The sequence below is a fragment of the Candidatus Trichorickettsia mobilis genome, assembly GCF_034366785.1.
Lineage (GTDB): Bacteria > Pseudomonadota > Alphaproteobacteria > Rickettsiales > Rickettsiaceae > Trichorickettsia > Trichorickettsia mobilis_A.
Window position 1 is genome coordinate 130903 of record NZ_CP112932.1, and the last position, 24723, is coordinate 155625.

Consider the following 24723-nt stretch of genomic DNA (forward strand, 5'->3'; position numbering starts at 1 on the left):
ATATGGCTATGAAGCTAAAGACCCAGCTGTAGTATCTCCTTCAAATCCTCTCTTATGCTTGAGTTTGTAAGAAAGGTCTAATTTTAAAACTACCTTTCAACCACAGAAGAACGTTTATTCTTTAAATCTTGGTTTATAGGTACTTCTTGGTGATGAGGTTTATCGCCATTCTGAGGCTTAATTAATCCTTTGATTTCTGGGTTTTGTATCATTGCTTGCTTTGCTAGTTCAGATATTTTTACCTTTTGATCTATTGATGGTTGCACTGAATCCTTTACCATTTGTTTTACTTTCTCTCTAAAATCTTCTTTACCGATTTTTGCTTCGTCAAGATATATACCACCAGTGACCATCCCAGCGCTAGTGTTAGTTGAGTTTTTATAGTATAATTCGGTAAGCTCTGTTCTAGCAGTCGTAATATACCCTTTGTCTACTTTTCCAACCATTTTATCTGTTTGTTGACTGATCGTATCTGATAAATCTACTCCATTATTCTCTTTTTTCAGTTGGTAAAATGTGTCTTTTAAATTCTGCTCAATAAGCTTGGTATCACTTTTTCTAGCACCATCTACCCCTGTACCAAATAAATTAGTGCCGATTTTATTTGCCATGGTTTCAATATTCGCTAGCTCTTGCTCATTGAGTTTAGTCGTACCACAACTATCATTCATTTGTACTTTTAACTTATTTATTAAAGGTTCAGTAAGAGCCTCAGGTGGTAGATAAATTCCTCCAGTAACTTTTCCGACAGTAGTATACTTTGTTTTGGATTGCAGCTCTTTACTAATTTCTCCAACTAAATTCTGTCCTTCAGGAGTTCCTAAAGATTTATTAAGATCAGCTCCAGGATTTTCCTGAGTAAATTTAGTCACAACCTGTTTCATTGCTTCTTTTATCAGCAGACCATCTTTACCTCTATTCTGACCTTTCTGAAATAAATTAGTTGTTACGGTATCAGCTATAACATTAGCAGCTATAGCATTACTGATTGCTTTGCTATCCCCATCTTTATTGGCCAAGAGAATTGTCATCATATTATTAGTTTTACCATTATAATCAGCAACATGGCTTATTTGTTTTGGCTTAATTGGAAAGTTTTTATTGATTGCGTCATTAGGAGTTGCACTTAACCCCTCTTGTATATATTTACCAACAGCACCACCTTCCTGAATAAGCTCTTTTATTGTAACTCCAAGCTTGGTTTTTTGCTCGGCACTCATTTTTTCTCCACCAACTGTATCAGCAACGCTAGCAATTTGTTCTACCGCTTTATCAACTACTTTATTTTGCTGTTCTTTCATTGTTTCCGGAGCAATTGCACCGACAGTTACCATCGCCTTATCAAGATTATAGGTATCGGTCAATAATTGACGATTTTCTGGAAATTTGCTATCAGTTAAATTAGTATCTTTAAGATTTACATCTTTCATTGAAGTAACTTTGCTAAGATCAGCACCTTTTAACGATACTCCAGATAAATCAACCCCAGTTAAATCACCAACTATTTTTACTCCATCTAAAGCAATGCCACCTTTCTTAACAGAATCGAGCATACTTTTTAAAGTAGTAGCATCTATAGTTGCTCCAGCAAAATCTACTCCTTTTAGTTTAACACCATCAAATCCAACATTGGTAAATACCGTATTCTTAAACGATGTGTTTTCTATAGTAGAATTAACAAAGCTATTTCCTTCAATGGTTAGATTCTCTAATTTTAACGGAGCGTCGATGCTACCTTTAATATTAACACCATCAAATAAGATGTTTCTATTAACTAAAGTATCTACTTTAGCTTGGTTCTCTTGATTTAAATTACTATTAGCAATACTATTTTTTACAAAATCATTAAGCTTTAATGGTTCTGTAACATTACTGCGATCCGTATCAGATAATTGCTGGACAATACCATTAACCAGATTTTGTTTTGCAGAATCTGCTCCTGATATCCACCCAGTTACAGCACCATATATTGCTCCAGCATTTTGCATGGCAATTTTTGCTCCTGTAATACCCATTGAAGCAACAGCAGCTACAGTTTCTATTTTGCCTTTACTATTCGCATATTTTTCATAGCTTTCTACTAAATCTTTAATTACTTTAGGATTTTCTAGAATACCACTGGCCAAATGCCCCACATCAGCACCGTTGGTATAGCTTTTTAATTGTGGTGACTTATCAATTACTGCAGTTACTATCTTAGCAAGATTTTCCTTGTTATCTTTCATATATTGCTTAAACTGCGGATCTTTGTCTATCAGATCACAGGTTGAGGTGATCACTTTAGTCCATTCACCTTTCTGATAGGACTCGAGGACTCCTTGAAGTTTTGGCGCATTTTCCTTATCCATTAATCTTTCAAAAATCTTGCCGACTTCATCATCTTTAATACCATATGCTTCCATTCCCATTGCTTTAGTTGAGATTTGTGTCAGCAATCCTCCTTTTTCCGTAAAATACCCTTTAATTTCCGGATCACTTTGTACCAGATCGATAAATTTTTTACCAACTTCACCGTAATTACCGGTATTTTGAATATTAATAATATCAGTTAATTCCTTAGGATGTTTTAGCAGAGCCGGCACTATATCGTACAACTCTCCTTTAAGGTTTAAGTCTTTAAGGGCAGGAGTATTTTCAAAAGTTTTATTTAAAACATCCACAAATATATCACGGTTGCCTTTAAAATATTCTGCAATTTCTGGCTTTCTATCAACCATAGACAGTAAATCTGTAGTCATTTTGGTGTAATTACCTGCTTGAAATCCATCAAATACTGTTTTTAAATCTTTTGGTGAATCCAATAAAATCGGAACAATACCTGCAAGAGCACCAGCTTTAGTTTTATCAAGACCATACGCTTCTTGTAAAAATGGTTGTGTTTTAGACGAAGTTTCTTCTGATAATGATTTTAGGCTCTCCTGTTGTAAAGCCGTTAATTTCATGAATTCAGGAATTGTATCAAAAGCCTGTGTTACGGAAGGATTGGCAAGATTATTAGCTATTATTTGAGTAAACTGATTTTTAAGTTCTGAGTTACCTTGCAACAAGGTTTGCGCTGAAGAATATTTAGCATTCTTAATTACATTATCAAGAGTTCTTGTAACATCCGCTTGGGTGACAGTAGTTAACTTAGCTGTTGTATATTCGCCGATTGCTTTACCATTACCTTTCAAGTACTGCGTCATATTTGGGTCTTTAGCTAACAACCCTAGACCATCTGAAGTAATCTTCATGTAATCAGCATTAGGTGAGATTGCATTAAGCGCAATATTTTTGATATCTTTTAAGGTTTCTTCATTTTTTAGAGCAGCACCAATATTTTTAAGTCCATTTTGATCTAAGATACCATCTTTACTAAATTCTTTGACTCCAAATCCGTCTAACATTTTGCCAACAGCAGGTAGACCATCAGCTTCTTTTTTGACTTTATCCCATAATTTTTGGTTTCCTAATACCTCTTTCTGAAAATCTGGGTCTTGATAAATTGCCGGATCTGATCGCGCTAATTTTATCATATTATAGGTATCGATAGGATGAGTAACAGCAAACTTTATGGCTTTCCAGATAGAACCGAAACTTAAACCTGGGGCTTTGCCAGTAGTTTCATTTGGAGTAAAATCTTTGATTATACTACCCAATAAACTATCAGCCTTTCCAGAAAATACACTATCCAACGCATTCTGAATGCCCTGCCATGATTTCTTCTTCTTCTCTAACTCTAATTCTTCTGCCACCAAACCCTCATTATAAAAAATTATTAATTGAATTATACATAAGGATAAATTAATAATTAATTAATTTTATATGAATTTATATAATGTATTTATTTTTATAAAATGTAGAAATTTTTTGCAGAAAAATTAACTATTATTAACAGAGTCAGCGTAACTACTAATGCTATAATAACACCATAATAAACAAGATAGTAATATGACAGCTCCGATTTGATGAATCAAAGCCAAAGAAATAGGAACAGCGTATATAATTGTTAGAATACCGGCAGAAACCTGCAATATTAAAGCTAATATTATACAATAATTAATTATACGTAACTTGGAATTATTTATATAACACAACTTAAAAATAATCATACTCACTGTTACTATGATTAAATATGCACAACTTCTATGCAAAAATTGTATAAATACTGGATCATTAAGACTCTCAAAACCAATAGTGCTTATACTAATTTCTTCTGCAATAAACTTTGTTCCCATTAGTGGGAAACTATTATATACTAAACCAGCATCAAGCCCAGCTGTCAGTCCACCAATAATAATTTGCAAGTACATCATTGCTAATGATAACCCACATAATAATCTAAGCGGTTGTAAATTCATCCCAGGCAAAATCATTTTATTTTTGCATGAATTAATCATTAACTGCCAAAATAATAAAGTATAAATTATAAAAGCTATAATTAAATGTAGGGCTAATCTAAAATGACTAACATAAGGCATCTGCTCTAAACCGCTTTTTACCATATACCAGCCAATAAATCCTTGAACAGCAAATAATAATAATATTATTGGATATACTTTAGTAGTCCTTGCAATTATTCCTTGTCGATAAAAATATAATAGGGGTAATAAATATACTAATCCGGTTACTCTTCCGGCTAGTCGATGAACAAATTCTAACCAGAAAATAAATTTAAATTCGGCTAAACTCATACTATTATTAAGTTGTAAATATTCTGGAGAAAGCTGATATTTAGCAAATTCTTCTAGCCAGTGGTTATCAGTTAATGGTGGTATAATTCCCGAAATTGGCTTCCATTCTACTATCGATAGCCCAGAGTTAGTTAACCTGGTTAGCCCTCCAAGAAAAATCATTAAGATTACCATTAAAGAGCATATGCTTAACCAAATTATTAAATAATTCTTTTGATGTTGATTGAATAGTGATAACATTATTTATTCTATGAAATTATGTGAATTAAGTAGACAAAAAAAACTAAAATAAAAAAGTCATCATAATAAATCAAAAGTCATCCTGAACTTGTTTCAGGATCTGATACAGTTTTGACGAGATCCTGAAACAAGTTCAGGATGACTTTATAACTCATTCAGTAAACTTGTGACGATAAGCATACACAAAACGTAAGAATAAGTGAGAGAGGTCTATTCTGTAAATAAAGACCGATATTCTTGGCGATGCTAATGCTCGGTTAATTATTTATAAGATACCTTATCTAAAATGACCGGTTTACAGTAAACTCAACTAAATCAGCTAAATAATCCTTATATCTATTAGTAATACTAATTTGCTTTAACCATGAATGTGCTTCAATCTTTAAAGATTCTAAATATACCATTACCTGCTCTTTTATAGAATATTGGTCTAATAATTTTTTGATTAATAAAAAATCATCCCAAGATCGGTTATCATTTTCAATCATCGTCAATAACTTAGCCTGCTCTTCTGGAGCTAAGCTATCATACAGTAAAATTAGCGGTAAAGTGACCTTACCCTCTAAAAAATCATCGGCAATATTCTTGCCAATCTCTTTTTCACTACCAAAATAATCAAGTAAATCATCAATAATTTGGAAAATATTACCTAAAACCATCCCAAAATTCCATAAAATCTTACAGTGCGCCAATGGCTGGTCAGCAATAATAGCCCCAACTTCGCAAGCAGCTGCAAATAGCTCAGCAGTTTTTGCAGCGATTACTCCTTGATATTCTTCTATGGTAATTAAGCGCCTTTCTTTTAATTTTACCAACTGTGCTACTTCTCCTTCAGCAATAATAGCCGAAGCTTTTGATAATGATTGCATTGCTGAAATCGATCTAGTTTCAACCATTAATTTAAAAGACTGACTAAATAAAAAATCACCAACCAGAATACTAGACTTACTACCCCATATCACATTAGCTGTCGGTTTAAATCTACGCACTGCACTCTCGTCCACTACGTCATCATGCAATAAAGTGGCTGTATGAATAAACTCAACCGCAGCTGCAAGCCGAATATGATTCTCGCCACTATACTTAAACATTTTGCTGGACAGTATTGTAAGTAATGGCCTGATTCTTTTACCACCACCATCAATTAAATATTTACCTACCAAGGCTACTAATTCTTCTCGCGCTACTAAATAGCTTGCGATCATATCATTCATAGCGCTAAGATCTTCAGCTAAATTTTTTTGGATATCTCGAATAAGGCCCAAATTATGTGCTCCATGAAAATAATAAAGAATGTGAATAATTGTGAAGATCAAAATCAAATAAGAGCTCTAAGCTCTATGAATATTAAAGATCTCTGACATGACTAAGTAATTATTTGATTTTCATCAAAGTATCATTTTTACTCAATAAGCTGCTGCCAAGTATCCTGTTTCAATTCAAACGGCTTAAGCATTAATTGTTCTAAAAACTGCTTTTGATCTTGATCTAGTTCCGGCGCAAATTCTCTCATTTTATCTAAAATATTATCTCCAGCTTTAATTTGTTCAACGGTTTTTCTATATAAAGCCAGATAGTATAAGATTTTAATTTTGCCTAATTCCGTATTACCAATTTTGCTTCTAATCAAATTACTGGAATTGAAATTATATTCCAAACTTAGGTCATCTGATGCAGAATCAGGATAATCAGAAATAGTTTTTAAAAAATGCTTTGCTGTATCAGCATATAATAATCTACTAGCCTCAGTCTCTCCGCCAAATTTTTTGAATACATAAGCATTCTCTAATAACAAATCTACTATCTTTTGATAGTTATTAATAACGCCCAAACCTTTACTATGCCAATTTTTATCAGATTCTGCTCCAGTTTTTATTATACTCTCATTAGTAAGACGGATACCACTTCTACCAGAAGTTATACTAAAATTATTAACCTGCAGCTGCAAATCATCCTTCCGACGAGCAAAAGAAAAATCTAAATCAAAATTGTACTCTCTATTTTCTAACGTTTCTAATTTAAATTTATCTTTATTATCAACAGTATATTCTAACCAAACTTTAAATATAGTGGTCATAGGATTAGTGGGAATATTGACAATAACATATTTCAATAATTCAAATACCTCATTAAAGAATCCAGTTTTTAAAGCAAGATTTACCTCACAATTTACAATTAGATCAGTATTAACACCATCATGTTTATGTTTATAAAATATATTAGGCTTAAATTTATGCACTACTGAATCATCTGGAGCATAAGTTACGCCTATAACTAAATCATTTTTTAGATCAGTAAAATTTGTAGCTTCAGTCGTTATATAAATTTTACTCTCGCCATTAAATGCAAAAGGTACTATAAAATTATGCAGCAAATTTTCTGGAGCAAATCTTCTACCGGAAATTGCATGATTAACTTTTGTAGAATATGTAATGTCAAGTCTTTGTGGTATATTTTGTAAGAAATCCTGTAAACTGGTGTAAAACTTTTTTTTACTAAAAAATAATTTAATTAATTGATAATCGGCATCATATAATTTTTCATCATCTACTAAATCAAAAATTTGTACGGTTGATAATCTAGATTCAAAATCTTTAATAAAATTGATAATTTCAAACCAGTTATTGTTATTTATAATAGTTTTTATTAATTTACTACTAAATGGCAATCTAAAACTATTATAAGAATCGCCTATGATAATTTTTGACCCAAATTTAGATTGTACTGGTTTATACCAAGCATTAATTTCACCGGCAAAGTGAATAAATATTCTACTTTTGAGCAAATCATAGCCAATGATAAGAGGATCTTTATACTCAATTTTATTAGACTGACCTTCTTCATTCCAATTTATAAATTTAATCGCAATTTTAAAAGGATAGCCAACCGGAATCACTTTATCAAATTTTATATAATATTCTAAGCTCTGGTTTGGCTCGATTACATTTATTTGCTTATTAGCATATTGCTTGTTTATAGAAGCTGAAATTAGATTAAGTGATATATACCAAGCTAAACTATAAATTATAACTAAAGAACATATTATCCAAAAACAATATTTTAAGAACCTTTTTAAATAAGAATTTCTATACAAAATCACCTCTAATAAACTGTATCAAACGGAGTTATTACATACTGCCAGATATTCTTTATTCAAATTAATTACACTTTGAACCCAAATTACAATAAATACCATAAAAATAATCATCAGATAAAATGATATTGAGTTAAAACTGGCCATCGGTAATATTATAAAAATACCCGACTGCACAAAAGCACCTAAAGATTTACCAAACTTAAGACCTATGACCTCAGCAGTTGCTTTTCCTTTAGTACGCAATTCAATAGATAAAGGAATATAAGCCATCTCCTTAGTAGAATCAAATAAGGAATATTTTGTCGATTTACTTAAAATATTTTGTATTGCTCCAACTATTACTGCCGCAAAAACTGGATTTACTGTAATATTCCAAATCGTAATTTCTTTGGCAAAAATTATAAAAGTAAAAAATATTGTGCCAGTAATAAAAATCATTGCTGGAGTAAATAAAGCTGCCGTAATCCAGCTCAATTTCCGCAAAATATTGCTGCCGATAATCATAAATGTAATGCTAGCAATTCCCATATAAATATTGAATTGGCCCATAAAATTAACATACTCAATAGTATTTGGATAACATTCTCTCAATTTTGCTTTCCAAGGTCCCTCTAATAAATTAATTACTAAACCGTAGCATAACACTAAAACTACGATATGGCATATATAACTGGAATTCATTATTAATCTAATACTTTCAATCAAAGAAAGCTTAGTCTTACTATCTTCTGTTACCCGATGAAATTTATCACGAAAACCTTCTTCTTTTAATATTATGCTATTAATAATTTTAAATAAAATCATTGCGGCAATGCCGGCAAAAACTATTGATAATATTATTGGCTGCAGCATCCTCTGACATTGCATCTTGTACTCTGGAGTCATGTAATCCAATACCTCAGCAACATCTGAGAAAGTCATTAATACATTACCAGCCAAGATCAAACCAAAATTGCCAACCATACCTAGAATTGGGTAAAAGCGCTTTGCTTGAGCAGTATTAAAAATATGATTAGCAAATTGCCAAAACATTAGATTAATTATTACCACACTCCACAATTCAGAAAATATATACATTAAGGCGTAGCTCCATTTGCCAGCTATTTGTATAAACCACTTTAAATTTGGATAATCCAAGGCTAATTTATGAATTAAAGCAATGTCTGGATGATAAGAAGCTTGATTAGGATAAAGCAAATATGCAAATAACAAAAAAATACACAGAAAAATACTTATCACTATATAAAAAACACGCTCAAAACTAAAAATGTTACTCAGTTTAGCGTAAACTATAGTAAATATCACAGACGACGGCAATACAAGCCATAATTTAAGAAAACTTATTGCTTCTGCTCCTATTTCCGGTACTACTAAACCATCTTTTAATGATCTAAGTGCAGCAAAATTAAATAACACACACAACATCATTAACGCCATAGGTAAGAAGAGTCTCATTTCTCCTTTTTCTATTGGCCATATTACCTCTTTAAAGGTAGCAAAAAAATTTTTTTTAAGTGTGCTCGTTGACATATATACAAAGAAAAATATTTGTTAGTCCACGAATGTTACAGCATAATTAGTAAGGAGGGTAGATGTAAATACAACATCAAGATGATTTTTAGGATGTTTTTTATATTTCATGCCAAATTTTATGATAATGGTAGTATATAGAATAAAATTTGGCATGGAAAAATTAAAAATAAACAAAAATGCAAGAGGTCTAATCAACGTTTTGTTTACATCTATTCTCTAAATAAAGCATTTAATATATTTATCAACAAAGCTTGTGGAATTTTCCATTTTTTTATTGACCAAACTTTGGCCAATATTACTAATATTTAAAAATAAATCAGCAAAATTATTGAAATTCTCGCTAACAACTTTACGTTGAAAATTTAGCATATCCGAGACGTCTCGCAATTGTAGTATATCTCTGCTAATAATCATATTTTCTTGTATAGCTTGATCAAACGTGGCGGTACAAGCACTCAGCACTTCTTCAGCAAAATATATATTTACATTTGTATCGTCAACTAGCTTATCAATAGTATTATTAGTAAGTTGTGTATAATTATTAACTACTTTATTTATATCTTCTGCAATATCACATTTTAAAATATTACCGGAAACCGCTAACGACTCACCGCTATTATCGTCTACTGACCTAACTTTCATTATTGTACTAGATAATGAAAAAGCTTCTTCTTGTATCATTTTCTGACCTTCATCGTCAATATTAATATCGGCAGAAACTGTTTTCTTAATTCTTGACTTATGTAACTTGGTGACATTTGCTTTATGTTTATGCATAAATATACCTACCTTTCTCCTAACTAAAACATTGCTATTTCAGAATGATCATCTACATTTACTGATATAGTCAAAAATTATTGACGAATTTGTCGGAAATTTTCTATATGCGTTACATTTAAATCAGTGGAACGAATAGGGTTAATATCAACACCCCCTCGCCTAGTATATCTTGCATACACCGTAAGTTTTTCGGGATTACATCTATTTTTTATATCAATAAAGATCCGCTCTACACACTGCTCATGAAATTCTTGATGATTACGAAAAGATATTAAATACTTTAACAACGCAGAATGATCTATTTTTAGTCCTTTATAACTAATTTGAATTGAAGCCCAATCAGGTTGACCAGTTACACAACAATTTGATTTCAGTAAATTTGAGTACAACACTTCTTCTACCAATAATTTTTCTTTAGATAGTGATAATAAATTTGCATTTATATTGTAATCACAAATGCTAACATCCAGCAAATCGATATTAATACCAGTAAAATTGCCTAGTTCTAAATTACGATATCCATCTAAAGTTTGACAACGAATAGTAACCGGAGATTCTATCGCCTTACTTAAATCGCTTTGCATTAACTCTATCACTTGATTATCGTCATTAAATTTAGTGTTATTCAATGAATTCAGGTATAATTTTAATGACTTTGACTCAATAATATTTTCAGAATCAGCTGAAATAATAATCTCCATCACTCTTACCTCAGGCTTACCACTATAATGAAGCCAGGATACCTCATAACAATTCCAAATATCAAATCCTTTAAATGGCAAAGGAGCCACTACCCCTATTTGATTTCTGGCAAGCTTGCGAGCAATTGGATATAGTAAGGTGGGATCGTATTCATCCTTATACGCTGTCTTTTTACCAAGCAATATATTTTCCATGATACTCGTTTGATTTGAAGAGTTGTAGACGAGGATCAACTTCAAGTTCGCTCAGAGTTCCTCCGTCTGCGCAGCGCAGCGTACGTGAGCAGCGCAGAGCTTCGAGAACAACAACGCCAATTCTTGAAGTTCATCGAGTATACTCCGAAATAATGAACTATACCACTACATCTATTAAATTCAACTGAAATAATTTAATAGAATATTACCTGATATAGGTTTGATTAAGCTTAAATACCATTAACTGACTAATTAAACTATCTCTATATATAGTATGTCAATACAAAAAACATACCAAATGTACTAAATTATTTGTTTGTCTAAATCAATATATTTAACTATATTAATATCAATTATAACACCAAACCAGATACAATCAATCTTATGGCTCATCAAAAATCGTTGAAATTTCAAATTCAAATTAACCAGGAACGCAATAATTTACTGAGCAATTTCGGTAAGGCGGTATTACAAGATAGATATTTATTAGATGGTGAAGATTTTCAGGATCTATTTGCTCGAGTTGCTAGCCATTATGCTGATGATATTAAACATGCTGAACAATTATATGACTATATTAGTAAATTATGGTTTATGCCTGCTACTCCGATACTTAGTAATGGTGGAACTAATCGCGGCATGCCGATTTCATGTTTCTTAAATGAAACTGACGATAGTTTAGAAGGAATAGTCGGGTTATGGACTGAAAATGTATGGCTAGCCTCCCGTGGTGGGGGTATTGGCAGCTACTGGGGTAATGTTCGTTCAATCAACGAATCAATACAAAGCAAAGGCAGCAGCTCAGGAATACTACCATTTATTAAAGTTGCAGATTCGTTAACTTTAGCTATTTCTCAAGGATCAATCAGACGTGGTAGCTCTGCAGTGTATTTACCAATTGATCACCCAGAAATTGAAGAATTTATTGATTTGCGCCGACCAACAGGCGGTGATACTAATCGCCGAGCTCTAAATATTCATCACGGTGTGGTTATTTGCGATGCTTTTATGCATGCGGTTGAAAATAATAGTGATTGGAAGCTACTTAGCCCAGTCGATAAGAGAGTAGTAAATACCGTCAAAGCTCGAGAATTATGGATCAAACTATTAACTACCAGAATTGAAACTGGCGAGCCATATTTATTATTTATTGACGCCGTAAATCGACAAATTCCTGAACATCATCGGAAACTCGATCTTAAAGTTAAGACTTCTAATTTATGTAGCGAGATTACCTTACCAACTGGTATAGACCATTTAGGTAATATTAGAACAGCAGTATGTTGTTTATCTTCTCTAAATCTTGAAACTTTTGATTTATGGCAGAATGATCAAGAATTTATTCCGGCAGTAATGCGATTTTTGGATAATGTATTGGAAGATTTTATCAATACCGCTCCAGACACCATGGCTCAAGCTAAATATTCAGCAATGCGTGAACGTAGTGTTGGTCTTGGAGTGATGGGCTTCCACTCATTTCTACAAGCACATAATGTGCCTATAGAGTCAGTAATGGCCAAAGTATGGAATAAAAAGATTTTCAAACATATTGCTAGTGAAGTAGATAAAGCGTCACTAATGCTCGCAACTGAACGTGGTGCATGTCCAGACGCTATCGATGCTGGAAAAGCTGAACGGTTCAGCAACAAAACCGCTATCGCCCCCACTGCTTCAATATCTATAATAGCAGGTAATGCTTCACCGGGTATTGAACCTTTTGCTGCCAATAGCTTTACTCAAAAAACTCTAACCGGGTCATTTAATGTACGTAATAAAAATCTGGAACAGTTGCTGCAACAAAAAGGATTTAATAATGATCAGGTATGGTCCTCAATTTCAACACACGAAGGTTCAGTGCAACATTTAACTTTTTTATCAACACATGAAAAAGATATTTTTAAAACCGCTTATGAAATAGATCAGAATTGGCTGATAGAACTTGCTAGTGATCGTACGCCTTATATTTCACAGGCACAATCGCTAAATATTTTCTTATTAGGTGACGTTAGTAAAAAGTACTTGCATGATTTGCATTTCAGAGCTTGGAAATGTGGCATCAAAAGCTTATATTACTGCAGATCAACTTCAATTCAACGAGCAGATAAAGTATCGCATGAAGTAATTAAGGTGGATTTCAAAGATATCGAACAACAACAAGATAAAATATTACAAGACAAAGATGCTGTACTATATGAAGAATGTTTATCATGCCAATAATTCTGTGGCCGTTCACGAGTTTTAAAATTGAACATGACTATGCAACGTACAAGGCGTCATCGCAAGTTTTGCACTTGCAAAACGTGGCGATCCAGAAAAGTCCGAGGGGCTTTAATTGACTGGATTGCTACGCGAACGATGTTCACTCGCAATGACTATTTTTTCAAAATCTGTGAATAGTAACATAATTATTCTTACTTTTATAAGAAGCTTGTGCTTGATGCTTAACTTTACTCACAAAATTGGACAAAAGGTTATCCCGAACCATGCCCTGAACTTGTTTCACGGGTTGTTTCGAGATCTTATAAAGTCCTACTGAGATCCTGAAACAACCCGTGAAACAAGTTCAGGGCATGGTTCAGGATGACTTTATATCTGGAATGACGGAGGAGAGTGCGCTGAATGACATTATTAGACAATCAAAACTCTACATACACTCCATTGACATTACGCATAAAATAAGCCAGAGCTTTCTTGTAATCATCGGCAGGATTAAGCATTATCGATTGTTCGATAACTATGAGATTATAAGGTACATCTTCTGCAACACAACGACAATTAAAGTCATCTCCCGGCATAGAACCACCAGGAGGAGCACTGCGTTTAAATATTCTACCTTCATAAGCGCGATGTGCGTCACGTACTTTACCATCCATCTGAGTTCGCCAAATAAAATAATCCTCATTTGGTTTATCCAAATACTGGTTGATCAGAAAAAGTGACGAATATTGACTAAAACCCAACGGAATTACAGTTTTGCCTAACACTACCTTTACCGGTTTTAAAGGCAATAGCGGATGACCAGGTGGAGTATAAAAAGGAGATTTAGTAGAATTTATTAACTCTGCACATGTGTTGCGATGGATTTGAATTCTTGGATCGTTCTTTCGGTTGGAATGATTTTTTACCTGATCTACTGCAGCGAGTAGGTAAGCTTTATCTTTAGTGTCTATATAATTATGAAGATAGTGTTTAAAATTTGTACCATTACGTACAAGGCCTTCACAGTTATAAAAAAGAAGCTCAATTGCCAGCCGCTCATTTCCTCGCAGCTTGTGCCAATCTGCGCCATATGATTCTTCTAACCGATCAAATCTAGATTTTCTAGCACGATCAAATAATACCCATGCTTGTTCCTTAGTAAATGATAATTTATGGGTTTTATCCTTCCCAAATGTTTCAAAATCTTTCTTGAATGCATCAAATGATGGTTTGTTGGGATCGTTACTAAATGCCTTATTCCATTCTTCTCTAGCACCTGGAGCTTCCATATTAAAGCCAACTCCGATTGTCATATAGCCTTCAGTATCACGATATACTTGCAGCTTCATACCTTCAAGCATAACAAACATTTGTTTAAGCAGTTTATCATATTGTGCTTTGCCAGATGGTGATTCCAGATCTAAATTATGAGTTAAATCACGAATTAACCGAGCTTCTTCTACTTTTTCTTTGCCGTCATCTCTACTCATTTGTTACCTGCTATAAGTTAAGTTTATTTATTTAGTTTTTATTTAGTATCTAATGATTAAAATTTTAGGAATAAAGTGATGATTATTACATTCTCGGTTACACTCAAAAGCTATGGCAACACCTCTAACTAGATATATTGCATAATGAGGCATAAGATCTCGAGTAACCAAAATATTGCCCCATTCCTGAACAGCAAAATTCTTATATTGAGCATCTTGCAGCACATCTTGTATCGTTGGGATATATGCATAAATCTGATCTTCGTCTTCTACATCCCATATTCCACGATATACAACAATGGTCATTGGCGTAGTGCATAAACTTGCAATCGTTTTACTATCTCCTTTTTGGACTGCTCTAACAAATTTCAAAGCGACTCTTTTGAATTTACGCCAATTTTTACCGTAAACGTGGTACATCACCGCATCTTGGCATTGTTCATCCCAATCTTCAGTGTAGCGTTTACAATATTTTTTACCGGTCGTGAACTCGTTAAATTCGATGCTACCAAAATTACGCCCAGAATAATCTCCATAAGTATAATTATAACTTTTGTTAGTAAGAACTAAAGGCTGCGGTTGTGTTAACCCTTTAGCACTACTTAAGTTTATTAATAATAGTAAAGTTATAGTAAATATTTTAAACATAGTTTTTATATATAATAACTTAGTTTTACATTAATTAATGTAATGCAAATAATAGCTTTTTAATAGTCAATCACTGACGACGATTTGTGTTAATATGAATAGCAACAATTCTTGGTAGAAAGTTACAAAAATTACCTTGATTATGTACAGATTTAAATTGATTACATCTATATTGAAATTCAATCTCAAAATATTCATTATTTAATTGTAAAGATATCGACCTCTTGAGCCTGTCAGAAACACGATCGCTAATATGACCGAAACTGAAATTTTGATATTTTATATTACGTATGTAATTTACAAATTTCGATAATCTTTCTTGGTATACCTCAATAAAATCCCAGTAATAATTTATTCGGTAATAGCTAACTCCAATATAATCTGCTCCACGATAATCTAGTATATCATATAACAAAGGCATAGCGCACAAACTAGCAACGCTCCATCTATCATCGGCAATGAACGCTTGTTGAAATTCTAAAGCCACACGCTTGAATTCACGCCAATTTTCACCATAAACATGATGCATGACTGCATCCTGGCATTGCTCATCCCAATTTGTACTGCCGCGCTTACAGTATTTTTGGCCGGTGATAAACTCATTAAATTCATGATTAAACTTATTGCTTCCATCACGATTAAGGTGATAATAATCGTAATCACGATTATCATCATTATGAGCCCCGTAATACTCATTATATTGGTTATTCCAATCTTCAATATCGAGCTTACAATATTGTTCACCAGTTAAAAATTTATTATATTCATTACCAGCAACACGATAGTTATTACTAATAAAAGACAAGCTGTAATTATTTTTATTAACAAACACCAATGGTTGTGGTTGTTCTAATTTTTGGGCATAACATAAATTGATCGTTGATAGTAGAATAATGATAAATAGTTTAAACATGATATTATTATATAAATATAAAATATCATTGTATAAGTGATATCATTTTAATAGTCAACCATTAATAGAAGTTTGGTTACTTTTTGAGCGAGTGAGTTGAAATGATGATTTAATTAACAAAACTTTAATGAGAGTGTTCATTGAACACTTGCTTTATCTTTAGCTAATTCAAGAGATGTAATCTTGAACGTATCAGAATCAGTTGCTGAATAGTTCGGTTGAATGTGTTCAAAATAACTAATATGTTCGGGATGAGATTATTAACTTAAGATATTGTTGTTATGATTGTTCTACTGAGCTTCTAAATTTTTTAGAAATCTTATTAAAAATAATAGCAAAGGCTCCATTTCCAGTTACGTTTGCAGCGGTACCAAAGGGATCAAATAATACATAAATTCCGGTAATTAGCGCTAGCATATCACCACTAAAATGAAGGTATGATTCAATTAATGGTGCTACCACTAGAATTACTCCTCCTGGAACCCCTGCAACTGCAAATTTTGACACTGCATAAAATAACGCAAAAAGATAAAATTCACTAAATTTAGGAACTTCCATGCCAAAGGCTGCAATGGTAGTCATACACAAAATAGTTATTGCTAATGCGCTGCCTAAAGTATGAATATTAATGGATGCTGGCACAATGATTCTTGCGGCAAGTTCATTACCAAGGTTTTTCTCCGAAGCCATTACTAGGATAGGTAAAGATGAAGCACTTGAAGAAGTGCTAAAACCAATTAGAGTTGCCGGCAGAACATTTTTGATATATTTCAAAAATAAAGAAAGCTGAAATTTTGAGGCTATTAAGTATAGTATAGTCAAATATAAAATTTGAGAAGAAACAACAATAAACAAAATTTTACTGTATATATGTAATGCTTCGGTTAATAAGCCATCATGCTGTAATTTAAACATCGAGCCAAGGATAAAGATTGGTAAAATTGGTATAAAGAAATATTTTAGAATATTTGCAGAAATATTATTTAATATTTTGCTGAGAGTATATATCTTTTGAGATGGATATATTGAGCAAATAATACCTAAAATAAAACCTGAAATTAGCGCTTGTTCATTAGCTATTAGTGGTTTGAAGCCGAAATGCCAAAGTGGTTGTAATGTAGTACGTGCTTTCGATAATTCTAGAGGTGGTATATCTATAAGATATGTTAACGAACTACCAATAAAATAACCAGTTAATATGCCAAGTAAGTTAGAAATAAAAACACAGCCAATTAGTAAGAAGACAAATCTTATAGCTTTTTTTGCATTTAAATTTATTAAAGAACAAAAAATAAAGCAAAATATTATAAATGGTAATATAGTGATGATTAATGATTTAATAGTAATACTTAATGTATAGCTAAATAATATAAATTTTTGTGGAATAAAACCACTACAAAATATCGGTATTATTATAGATAATATTGTAAAAAATAAGAATTTAGCTTTTTTCATTATTTAAGGATTTATATAAATTACAAAAATTCAGTTATATGCTGAATGATAAGCAAAAGCTTAAAAATTACATGTAGGAAGTAAAAGCTCTAAATCAACACTTATTTATAAAAGTAGCGGTAGTTTTGGCAGTAATCTCATCCAAAGTAACTCCCTCGGCTTTACGAATCAAGTGCATTTCATTATTAATAATATCAAAAATTCCCAAATCAGTAATTATTCGATCCACTACACGAGCTCCAGTAAGAGGTAAGTTACATTTGTCGACCAATTTAGGGCTGCCATCTTTGGCTGTATGTTCCATTATCACTACAATACGTTTAACATTAGCTACTAAATCCATAGCTCCCCCCATACCTTTAACCATTTTACCAGGTATAGTCCAATTAGCCAAATCTCCTGTTTGAGATACTTGTAGCGCTCCTAAAATAGTAAGATCAAGATGAGATCCTCTTATCATCGCAAAAGAGGTGGCGCTATCGAAGTAGCTACTATCAGCTAAGGCGGTGACGGTTTGTTTTCCAGCATTAATTAAATCTGGATCTTCTTCGCCTGGATAAGGAAATGGCCCCATACCTAGCATACCATTTTCACTTTGAAAGACTACGTTTATACCTTGAGGAATATAATTTGCAACATCTGTAGGGATCCCAATACCTAAATTAACATAACTACCATTTTTTAATTCAAGATCTGCAGCTATTTTGCACATTTGCTCTTTAGTCCAAGGCATATTTCTACCTATTTCGATTAGTAATGCGTTCTATACGTTTCTCATATTTCTCCCCTAATATCAACCTGTGAACAAAAATACCGGGAGTATGAATATTATTAGGATCCAGTGAGCCAATTTCCACTATTTCTTCTACTTCACATAATGTCACTGTTGCCGCAGTAGCCATTACTGGGTTAAAATTTCTAGCAGTTTTATCATAAATAACATTTCCTGATTTATCAGCCTTCCATCCTTTGATAATCGCAACGTCCGCATATAAAGCAGTTTCCATTAAATAATTTTCACCATTAAATTCACGCATTTCTTTTCCTGTCTCTGCTATAGTACCAATGCCAGTTTTAGTATAAAATGCAGGAATACCAGCGCCGCCAGCTCTAATACGTTCTGCTAACGTTCCTTGAGGATTTAATTCTAATTCAAGAGTACCATTTAAGTAATTTTGTTCAAAAATCCGATTTTCTCCTACATAAGAAGATATCATTTTTTTTATCTGACCATTCTTGAGCAGTAAGCCAAGGCCAAAATCATCGACACCACAATTATTGCTAATGACAGTTAAATCTCTAACTTCAGTGTGTAATATGGCATTAATTAGATTCTCAGGAATGCCACAAAGGCCAAAACCACCAGCCATTATCGTCATTCCATTGCGTAACAAGCCTGCAAGAGCTGCGTCGGCAGAAGTATAAATTTTATTCATAGGTGTTTATTTGAAATCTAGGATTGTTTTAGATAACATTAATTCAATATTTATCTAATTTAGATAAGGTATTAGTCTAGATAATATTATCAAAGAGTCAAACTAAATGAGGATTTATGATTTTATAAGAATAAATTTAGATATAGAGTGTAATAAAATAGAGCAAGAACTCATGCTAGAAATACCATGAGTTCTTTATTAAGTTAATTAATTGTTATCTTCAAAAAGGTCAAGCTGTTCACCAGCATTTTTAATTTGTATATCTTCTGGGGCATGATTAAAATCCATTTCCATTTGCTCTTGTTGAAAATTAGCTTCTTCCATTTCCATTTGTTGTTTTTGTATGTATTCAGCTTCTACGGTTTTTAAAACATCTTCTACGAAATCCCGTTGCTGCTGATTTTTACAATTCTCAAGAATAGCTGTTGTAAATTTTAAACCATTATCAAGGCAATCCGTCCATTGATTAAAACCAGATTTCACTAAAGCATTTATATGAGCATTACTAATCCAACCATTTTCATTAATAATAATTCTATCAACTATTATTGGTAAATATGCTGATGGCACTTTAGTAAAATGTACATCTTGGAAAATTGATAAAGCTTCTGATAAAGTAAGGTTCTGATGTTTGGTAAATAGAACTATTAGCAAACCTTCATTAATTTCGAATCCTAATTCTTTTATTGGTTCAGTAATTTCTTGCAGAGGTCTTCCAAAAGTTATTTGTTCCATTAACTTATTTAATATTAATGGAGCATTAAGTGTAAAGGTAAGATTATATTTTGCCTTAGTAATTTGTAACAGTTCAACTATATTATTACCTATTTTTTCGATATGAGCAATTTGATCCAATACCACGCTGCCACTAACATCTTCTAGTTGTTGATTTAACTCTACATTCTTAAATGCTTTTAATATTTTTATTAATTGCTGCAATGATAATTGGTCTGAACAGTTTTTGATTAAATTATTAAATAAGTCATTTTTATTTAACTCCAAACCTTTGATAAATAATTCCGTTATATTATTAAATTCTCCAGTTTTATTACCTTCTGGAGTTAAAGATAATTTTGATAACATTATCAAAGACTCATAGAGGGTTTTAGGATTACTCATAATAGTAGAAATTAATAATTCTTGCTGCTCAGCCATAAAAGAAGGTATGTTTTCATCAAGTATTACTATAACCTCTTTATCAAATGAAAATGACTTGTGGCTCAAGAGCTTAGAAACTTTATTATAATCTTCTTTAGATACTGCTTCTCTGAATTCATTCTTTAAAAAATGTGGTTTTAGTTGTTGTTCTAACGCAGAGTCTCCAACTTCACAATGTTGTAAATGTTTGTTAGCCCTTATCATGTTTAGCATAGTTGAACTATCTTGGTAACCACAAAGACCAGCAATGTAAAAGTATGTCAGATGTGTATTGTCAGCAAACATTTTTTTAGCTTTTTCTAATATAGCTGGTTTTTTGTTGTAGTATTCAGATGTAGCTAAACTATTTTTTTGGTCACGATAAAAGAAATGGAATGTGTTAATATCCGAGTTTTTATTTTCAGCAAAAAAATCTAAAACTAATGAATATAAATATTCATCATAAACATTTTTAATATTGGGGGTAAATATTTTAGTTAGGCCTTTAGTATTTAGTATGTCTAAATATTCAGCTTCACATGCCATAGTTAGATTACTAACATATATTGTTGATATTGTGTTACCAGACAGTGTAACAATATTTAATATTTGCTTAGCTGAAGCTCCATCAGACCAGATACTTCTTGCTCCTTGGATCTCTGGGTCATTGATAATACTTTCGTAATCGTTGGTAAGTTGATAACCATTAAATCTTAAAACTACTGTTTTTCCGGAGACAGCATAACCATTACTACTATAACCTGCCTCTTCAATTTTATATTTCATAATATCCACATTTATTAACATTGATAATATATTATCATATTTTATTAATAAATGTCAATAATTTGTTATAAAGTTTTAAATAGAAAAAGTTGGTGGTTTTGTTTTTATAAACAGCATAAAAATGAGAAATTTTATAACTAATCAGTAATTTTAATTATTGTATCATATAATTATGATGTATGCTCCTTAAGACGTTATAAGCACAAAAATAATCAAATTGATCAGCAATGAGTATTGATAAAAATTTACCAAATTATCTTACAATAGCAAGGATTGTCATTATTCCAATTATTGTACTTACTTTTTATTTTGAGGATGCTAAATTTGCTCATAGAGTAGGAGCCTTATTATTTATTTTTGCGAGTATTACTGATTTTGTTGACGGTTATTTAGCGCGTAAATTTCATTTAATATCAAGTTTTGGCAAAATGTTTGATCCAATTGCAGACAAGTTGTTAGTTGGTTGTGTAATTGTAATGCTAGTGAAGAAAGGGCGTGCTGGGGAAATTCCATGTTTGCTGATTTTGGCACGCGAATTTGTAGTAGCTGGCTTACGAGAATTTTTAGCTCAAGTTCGAATCAGCGTACCGGTATCCAGACTAGCTAAAATTAAAACATTTGTCCAAATGTTTGCGTTAAGCATATTAATTCTTGGTTCTCGTGGCTCTGGTATTGAATGTTTAGATATATTGGGTCAAATATCATTATGGGTGGCAGCGACACTTACAGTAATTACTGGGTTTTCATATTTAAAGGCTTGTAGCAAGTATTTTTAGCTAAATCTGTATAGCGTCGGTCAGTAGGCTTGTTACTCTCAAATTTTGCGTGATTCGCATGTGCTCACGTAGTAATCTACGCTGCGCATGCTCACACTAAAATTTAAAAGTAACAAGCTTACTAACTCTAGCTATAGGAGTAAAATAGAAATGGAATTGTTAAATTTTATTAATGGTAAAAATTATATTGCAGGGAACTGGGTGGAAGTAGTTGATCAATTGTCGGTAATTAATCCAGCAACCGGAGAAACTATTGCAACTGTCCCAAATTTAACAGAGGAGCTGGTATTGGCAACTATTGATAATAGTATTACCGGCTTTAATATTTGGTCACAAATGACTGTTGAGCAAAGATCAAAGATTTTGCGATCATGGCATCAGCTGGTGCTTAAACATATTGCAGAGCTGGCTTATATTGTAACTATTGAGAATGGTAAAATATTGGAAGACGCAAAACGTGAAATATTATATGGCGCAGCTTTTATCGAGTGGTTTACCGATATAATGACTCAGGTAAGCGGCACGATCGTCCAGGGTAATAATTTTAGGCATAAAGTAATTACCGAATATGAGCCGGTTGGTTTAGTTGCTGCCATCACTCCATGGAATTTTCCAAGTGCTATGGTTGCCAGAAAATTAGCACCAGCATTGGCCGCCGGCTGTAGCGTTATTTTAAAACCTTCCAGCCTTACTCCACTATCGGCTTTGGCGTTAGTAAAATTGGCAGCTGATGCTGGTTTACCACCTGGAGTAGTTAATGTTATTACTGGAGATTCCAATAAAATTGGCAAGATTATTACTCAAGATTTTCGCATTAGAAAATTATCTTTTACTGGTTCAACAGAAGTGGGGAAAAAACTTTACCAGGATTGTGCTGGTACGATTAAGCGTTTATCATTAGAATTAGGAGGAAATGCGCCATTCATAATATTTGCTGATGCTGATTTAGAAAAAACAGCTGCTGACCTAATCACTGCAAAAATACGTAGTGGTGGGCAATCTTGTGTTTCTCCTAACCGAATTTTTATTGAGGAGATAATTTATGACCAATTTATTGAAATTTTGGTAAGTAAATTCGCTTCTTTAAAAGTAGGTAATGGTATAGAAAGCACTTCTGATATTGGTCCATTAATTAATGCCAAAGCAGTAGAAAAAATTTTAGATTTATTAAGTGAGTCGACTAATTCTGGAGCAAAAATTATTTGCGGTGGCAAGGCTTTAAAGAATTTTTTAGATCCGACTATAGTAATAGATTGTAATGAGGAGATGAAAATTTTTCATACTGAAATTTTCGGCCCAGTAATTGCTTGCTATAAATTTAAAACAATTGAACAAGTGATAGAGTTAGCTAATAAAACCGAATATGGTCTGCAAGCTTATATATATTCCTCCAAGCTTGAGACTATTCATAAAATGTCGGCACAATTAGATTTTGGCATGGTTTCAGTTAATTCACCACTGCCGGCTAATGCAAAAGCTGCTTTCGCAGGACGTAAAGCCTCTGGTTTTGGTATTGAAGGCTCTAGAGATGGAATATACGAATATTTAAATACTAAATATGTAAATCTAACGATCTAACAACGTCCTTAAACTAAGAGTATTAAATAGACCATACGCGAGTCAAGTTAAGGAATAAAGAGACGATAACCGTCATTGCGAGCTGCTCCCTCCCGCTTCGTGTCATTGCGGAGACTATGTTAGTGCCCCCCTACGCATTGCTAGCGCTTCCTCGTCATTGCGAGGCTTTAGCCGAAGCAATCTAGACTATAACTGGATTGCTTCGGCTAAAGCCTCGCAATGACGAAGGGGTGACTTGTCTCTTTTTCCTTAATTTGACGCGTATAGGTTCATTGAACACTATCCTTAAACTCTATAAATTAAATCACCGTTTCAACCAATTTGTTCAAAAAAACAACCAAACTTCTATTAGTGATTGACTATTAAAATGATATCACTTATATGATGATATTTTATATTAATATAATAATATCATGTTTAAGCTATTTATCATTATTCTACTATCAACGATCAATTTATGTTATGCCCAAGAATTAGAACAACCACAACCATTGGTTCTTAATGATAAGAGCAATGACTACCAAGGTGACATGGTTGTATTCAATGAGTTTACTACCGGTAAAAAATACTGCAAGCGCGATACCGCGGATTGGGATGATCAATGCCAAGATGCGGTGATGTATCACATATATGGTAAAAACTGGCGTAAATTCAAAAACGTTGCTTTGGAATTTATCAAAGCAGCTAGAAGAGGAGATAGTATGGCGATCAAGAATTTATACTACACCACGCCACCAATGTGCTTTGAATGGATTACAGTACGTCTAGACAATAGTTTAGATTCCAAAATCGATTACGCAAGAGATGAACACCAGTTTTTATATACATTAGAACATAAATATCTGCCAATAATACAAAATAAAATGCGCCATCTATTTGTGCAATATAAGAATTTTAAGATTCCCAAGTACCTTGGTAAACCTGAAGATTTGCTAAGTCATCATATAAAGTTAGGTAAAGGTATTATTATAAATTTTAAGTCGCCTAGCCCAGAATTTGCCGATTATAACGATGACCACTATATTCCTAAAATTCTTATTCTTACTGTAATTAAATACCCAAGAGAAAACTAAATAAATAAACTTA

18 protein-coding genes are annotated in these 24723 nt (G+C 32.6%); 4 read left to right on the plus strand and 14 right to left on the minus strand.

Annotated features, from left to right (window positions below; all coding sequences use genetic code 11):
• Nucleotides 1-89: 89 nt before the first annotated feature.
• The 7 genes from Trichorick_RS00640 to queF all read right to left on the minus strand — a co-directional run bounded on the left by Trichorick_RS00640 (nucleotide 90) and on the right by queF (nucleotide 11219).
• On the minus strand, nucleotides 90-3734 hold the full coding sequence (locus Trichorick_RS00640; RefSeq protein ID WP_323738347.1) for a pentapeptide repeat-containing protein: 3645 nt from the start codon (nucleotides 3732-3734) through the stop codon (nucleotides 90-92).
• Between the two features lie 126 nt (nucleotides 3735-3860).
• Nucleotides 3861-4913: a COX15/CtaA family protein gene (locus Trichorick_RS00645; protein WP_323738348.1), complete on the minus strand. Its 1053-nt coding sequence runs from the start codon at nucleotides 4911-4913 to the stop codon at nucleotides 3861-3863.
• A 281-nt stretch (nucleotides 4914-5194) separates the two neighbouring features.
• Entirely contained in the window at nucleotides 5195-6178 is a 984-nt protein-coding gene (locus tag Trichorick_RS00650) for a polyprenyl synthetase family protein (RefSeq protein ID WP_323738349.1), read from the minus strand.
• 137 nt (nucleotides 6179-6315) lie between these two features.
• Complete coding sequence (locus tag Trichorick_RS00655) at nucleotides 6316-8007, minus strand: hypothetical protein (RefSeq protein WP_323738350.1); 1692 nt, start codon at nucleotides 8005-8007, stop codon at nucleotides 6316-6318.
• Between the two features lie 21 nt (nucleotides 8008-8028).
• Nucleotides 8029-9540 carry an Npt1/Npt2 family nucleotide transporter gene (locus Trichorick_RS00660; RefSeq protein WP_323738351.1) on the minus strand — a complete coding sequence of 504 codons (1512 nt, stop codon included), beginning with the start codon at nucleotides 9538-9540 and terminating at the stop codon, nucleotides 8029-8031.
• Nucleotides 9541-9759: 219 nt separating this feature from the next.
• Nucleotides 9760-10320, minus strand: coding sequence for a hypothetical protein (locus Trichorick_RS00665; RefSeq protein ID WP_323738352.1), 561 nt, complete (start codon nucleotides 10318-10320; stop codon nucleotides 9760-9762).
• A 77-nt stretch (nucleotides 10321-10397) separates the two neighbouring features.
• Nucleotides 10398-11219 carry an NADPH-dependent 7-cyano-7-deazaguanine reductase QueF gene (gene queF, locus Trichorick_RS00670; RefSeq protein ID WP_323738353.1) on the minus strand — a complete coding sequence of 274 codons (822 nt, stop codon included), beginning with the start codon at nucleotides 11217-11219 and terminating at the stop codon, nucleotides 10398-10400.
• 384 nt (nucleotides 11220-11603) lie between these two features.
• Here queF and Trichorick_RS00675 point away from each other — a divergent pair, with 384 nt between their 5' ends.
• Complete coding sequence (locus Trichorick_RS00675; RefSeq protein ID WP_323738354.1) at nucleotides 11604-13436, plus strand: ribonucleoside-diphosphate reductase subunit alpha; 1833 nt, start codon at nucleotides 11604-11606, stop codon at nucleotides 13434-13436.
• 419 nt (nucleotides 13437-13855) lie between these two features.
• On the opposite strand, the gene Trichorick_RS00680 is transcribed toward Trichorick_RS00675, so the two are convergent.
• The 7 genes from Trichorick_RS00680 to Trichorick_RS00710 all read right to left on the minus strand — a co-directional run bounded on the left by Trichorick_RS00680 (nucleotide 13856) and on the right by Trichorick_RS00710 (nucleotide 21283).
• Nucleotides 13856-14908, minus strand: coding sequence for a phage minor head protein (locus Trichorick_RS00680; protein ID WP_323738355.1), 1053 nt, complete (start codon nucleotides 14906-14908; stop codon nucleotides 13856-13858).
• Between the two features lie 42 nt (nucleotides 14909-14950).
• Nucleotides 14951-15556 (minus strand): hypothetical protein, encoded by a 606-nt coding sequence (locus tag Trichorick_RS00685; RefSeq protein WP_323738356.1) that lies wholly within the window; start codon nucleotides 15554-15556, stop codon nucleotides 14951-14953.
• Nucleotides 15557-15626: 70 nt separating this feature from the next.
• Nucleotides 15627-16469 (minus strand): hypothetical protein, encoded by an 843-nt coding sequence (locus tag Trichorick_RS00690; RefSeq protein WP_323738357.1) that lies wholly within the window; start codon nucleotides 16467-16469, stop codon nucleotides 15627-15629.
• A 279-nt stretch (nucleotides 16470-16748) separates the two neighbouring features.
• Nucleotides 16749-17924, minus strand: coding sequence for a cation:dicarboxylate symporter family transporter (locus Trichorick_RS00695; protein WP_323738358.1), 1176 nt, complete (start codon nucleotides 17922-17924; stop codon nucleotides 16749-16751).
• Nucleotides 17925-18018: 94 nt separating this feature from the next.
• Nucleotides 18019-18657 (minus strand): 3-oxoacid CoA-transferase subunit B, encoded by a 639-nt coding sequence (locus Trichorick_RS00700; protein ID WP_323738359.1) that lies wholly within the window; start codon nucleotides 18655-18657, stop codon nucleotides 18019-18021.
• Nucleotides 18658-18661: 4 nt separating this feature from the next.
• Nucleotides 18662-19360, minus strand: a complete 699-nt coding sequence (locus Trichorick_RS00705; protein ID WP_323738360.1) for a CoA transferase subunit A — start codon at nucleotides 19358-19360, stop codon at nucleotides 18662-18664.
• Nucleotides 19361-19567: 207 nt separating this feature from the next.
• Nucleotides 19568-21283: a hypothetical protein gene (locus Trichorick_RS00710; RefSeq protein ID WP_323738361.1), complete on the minus strand. Its 1716-nt coding sequence runs from the start codon at nucleotides 21281-21283 to the stop codon at nucleotides 19568-19570.
• Nucleotides 21284-21510: 227 nt separating this feature from the next.
• On the opposite strand from Trichorick_RS00710, the gene pgsA reads away from it, so the two are divergent.
• The 3 genes from pgsA to Trichorick_RS00725 all read left to right on the plus strand — a co-directional run bounded on the left by pgsA (nucleotide 21511) and on the right by Trichorick_RS00725 (nucleotide 24710).
• On the plus strand, nucleotides 21511-22059 hold the full coding sequence (gene pgsA / locus Trichorick_RS00715; protein WP_323738362.1) for a CDP-diacylglycerol--glycerol-3-phosphate 3-phosphatidyltransferase: 549 nt from the start codon (nucleotides 21511-21513) through the stop codon (nucleotides 22057-22059).
• A gap of 150 nt (nucleotides 22060-22209) precedes the next feature.
• On the plus strand, nucleotides 22210-23637 hold the full coding sequence (locus Trichorick_RS00720; protein ID WP_323738363.1) for an NAD-dependent succinate-semialdehyde dehydrogenase: 1428 nt from the start codon (nucleotides 22210-22212) through the stop codon (nucleotides 23635-23637).
• 413 nt (nucleotides 23638-24050) lie between these two features.
• Nucleotides 24051-24710, plus strand: a complete 660-nt coding sequence (locus Trichorick_RS00725; RefSeq protein WP_323738364.1) for a hypothetical protein — start codon at nucleotides 24051-24053, stop codon at nucleotides 24708-24710.
• Nucleotides 24711-24723: the final 13 nt, after the last annotated feature.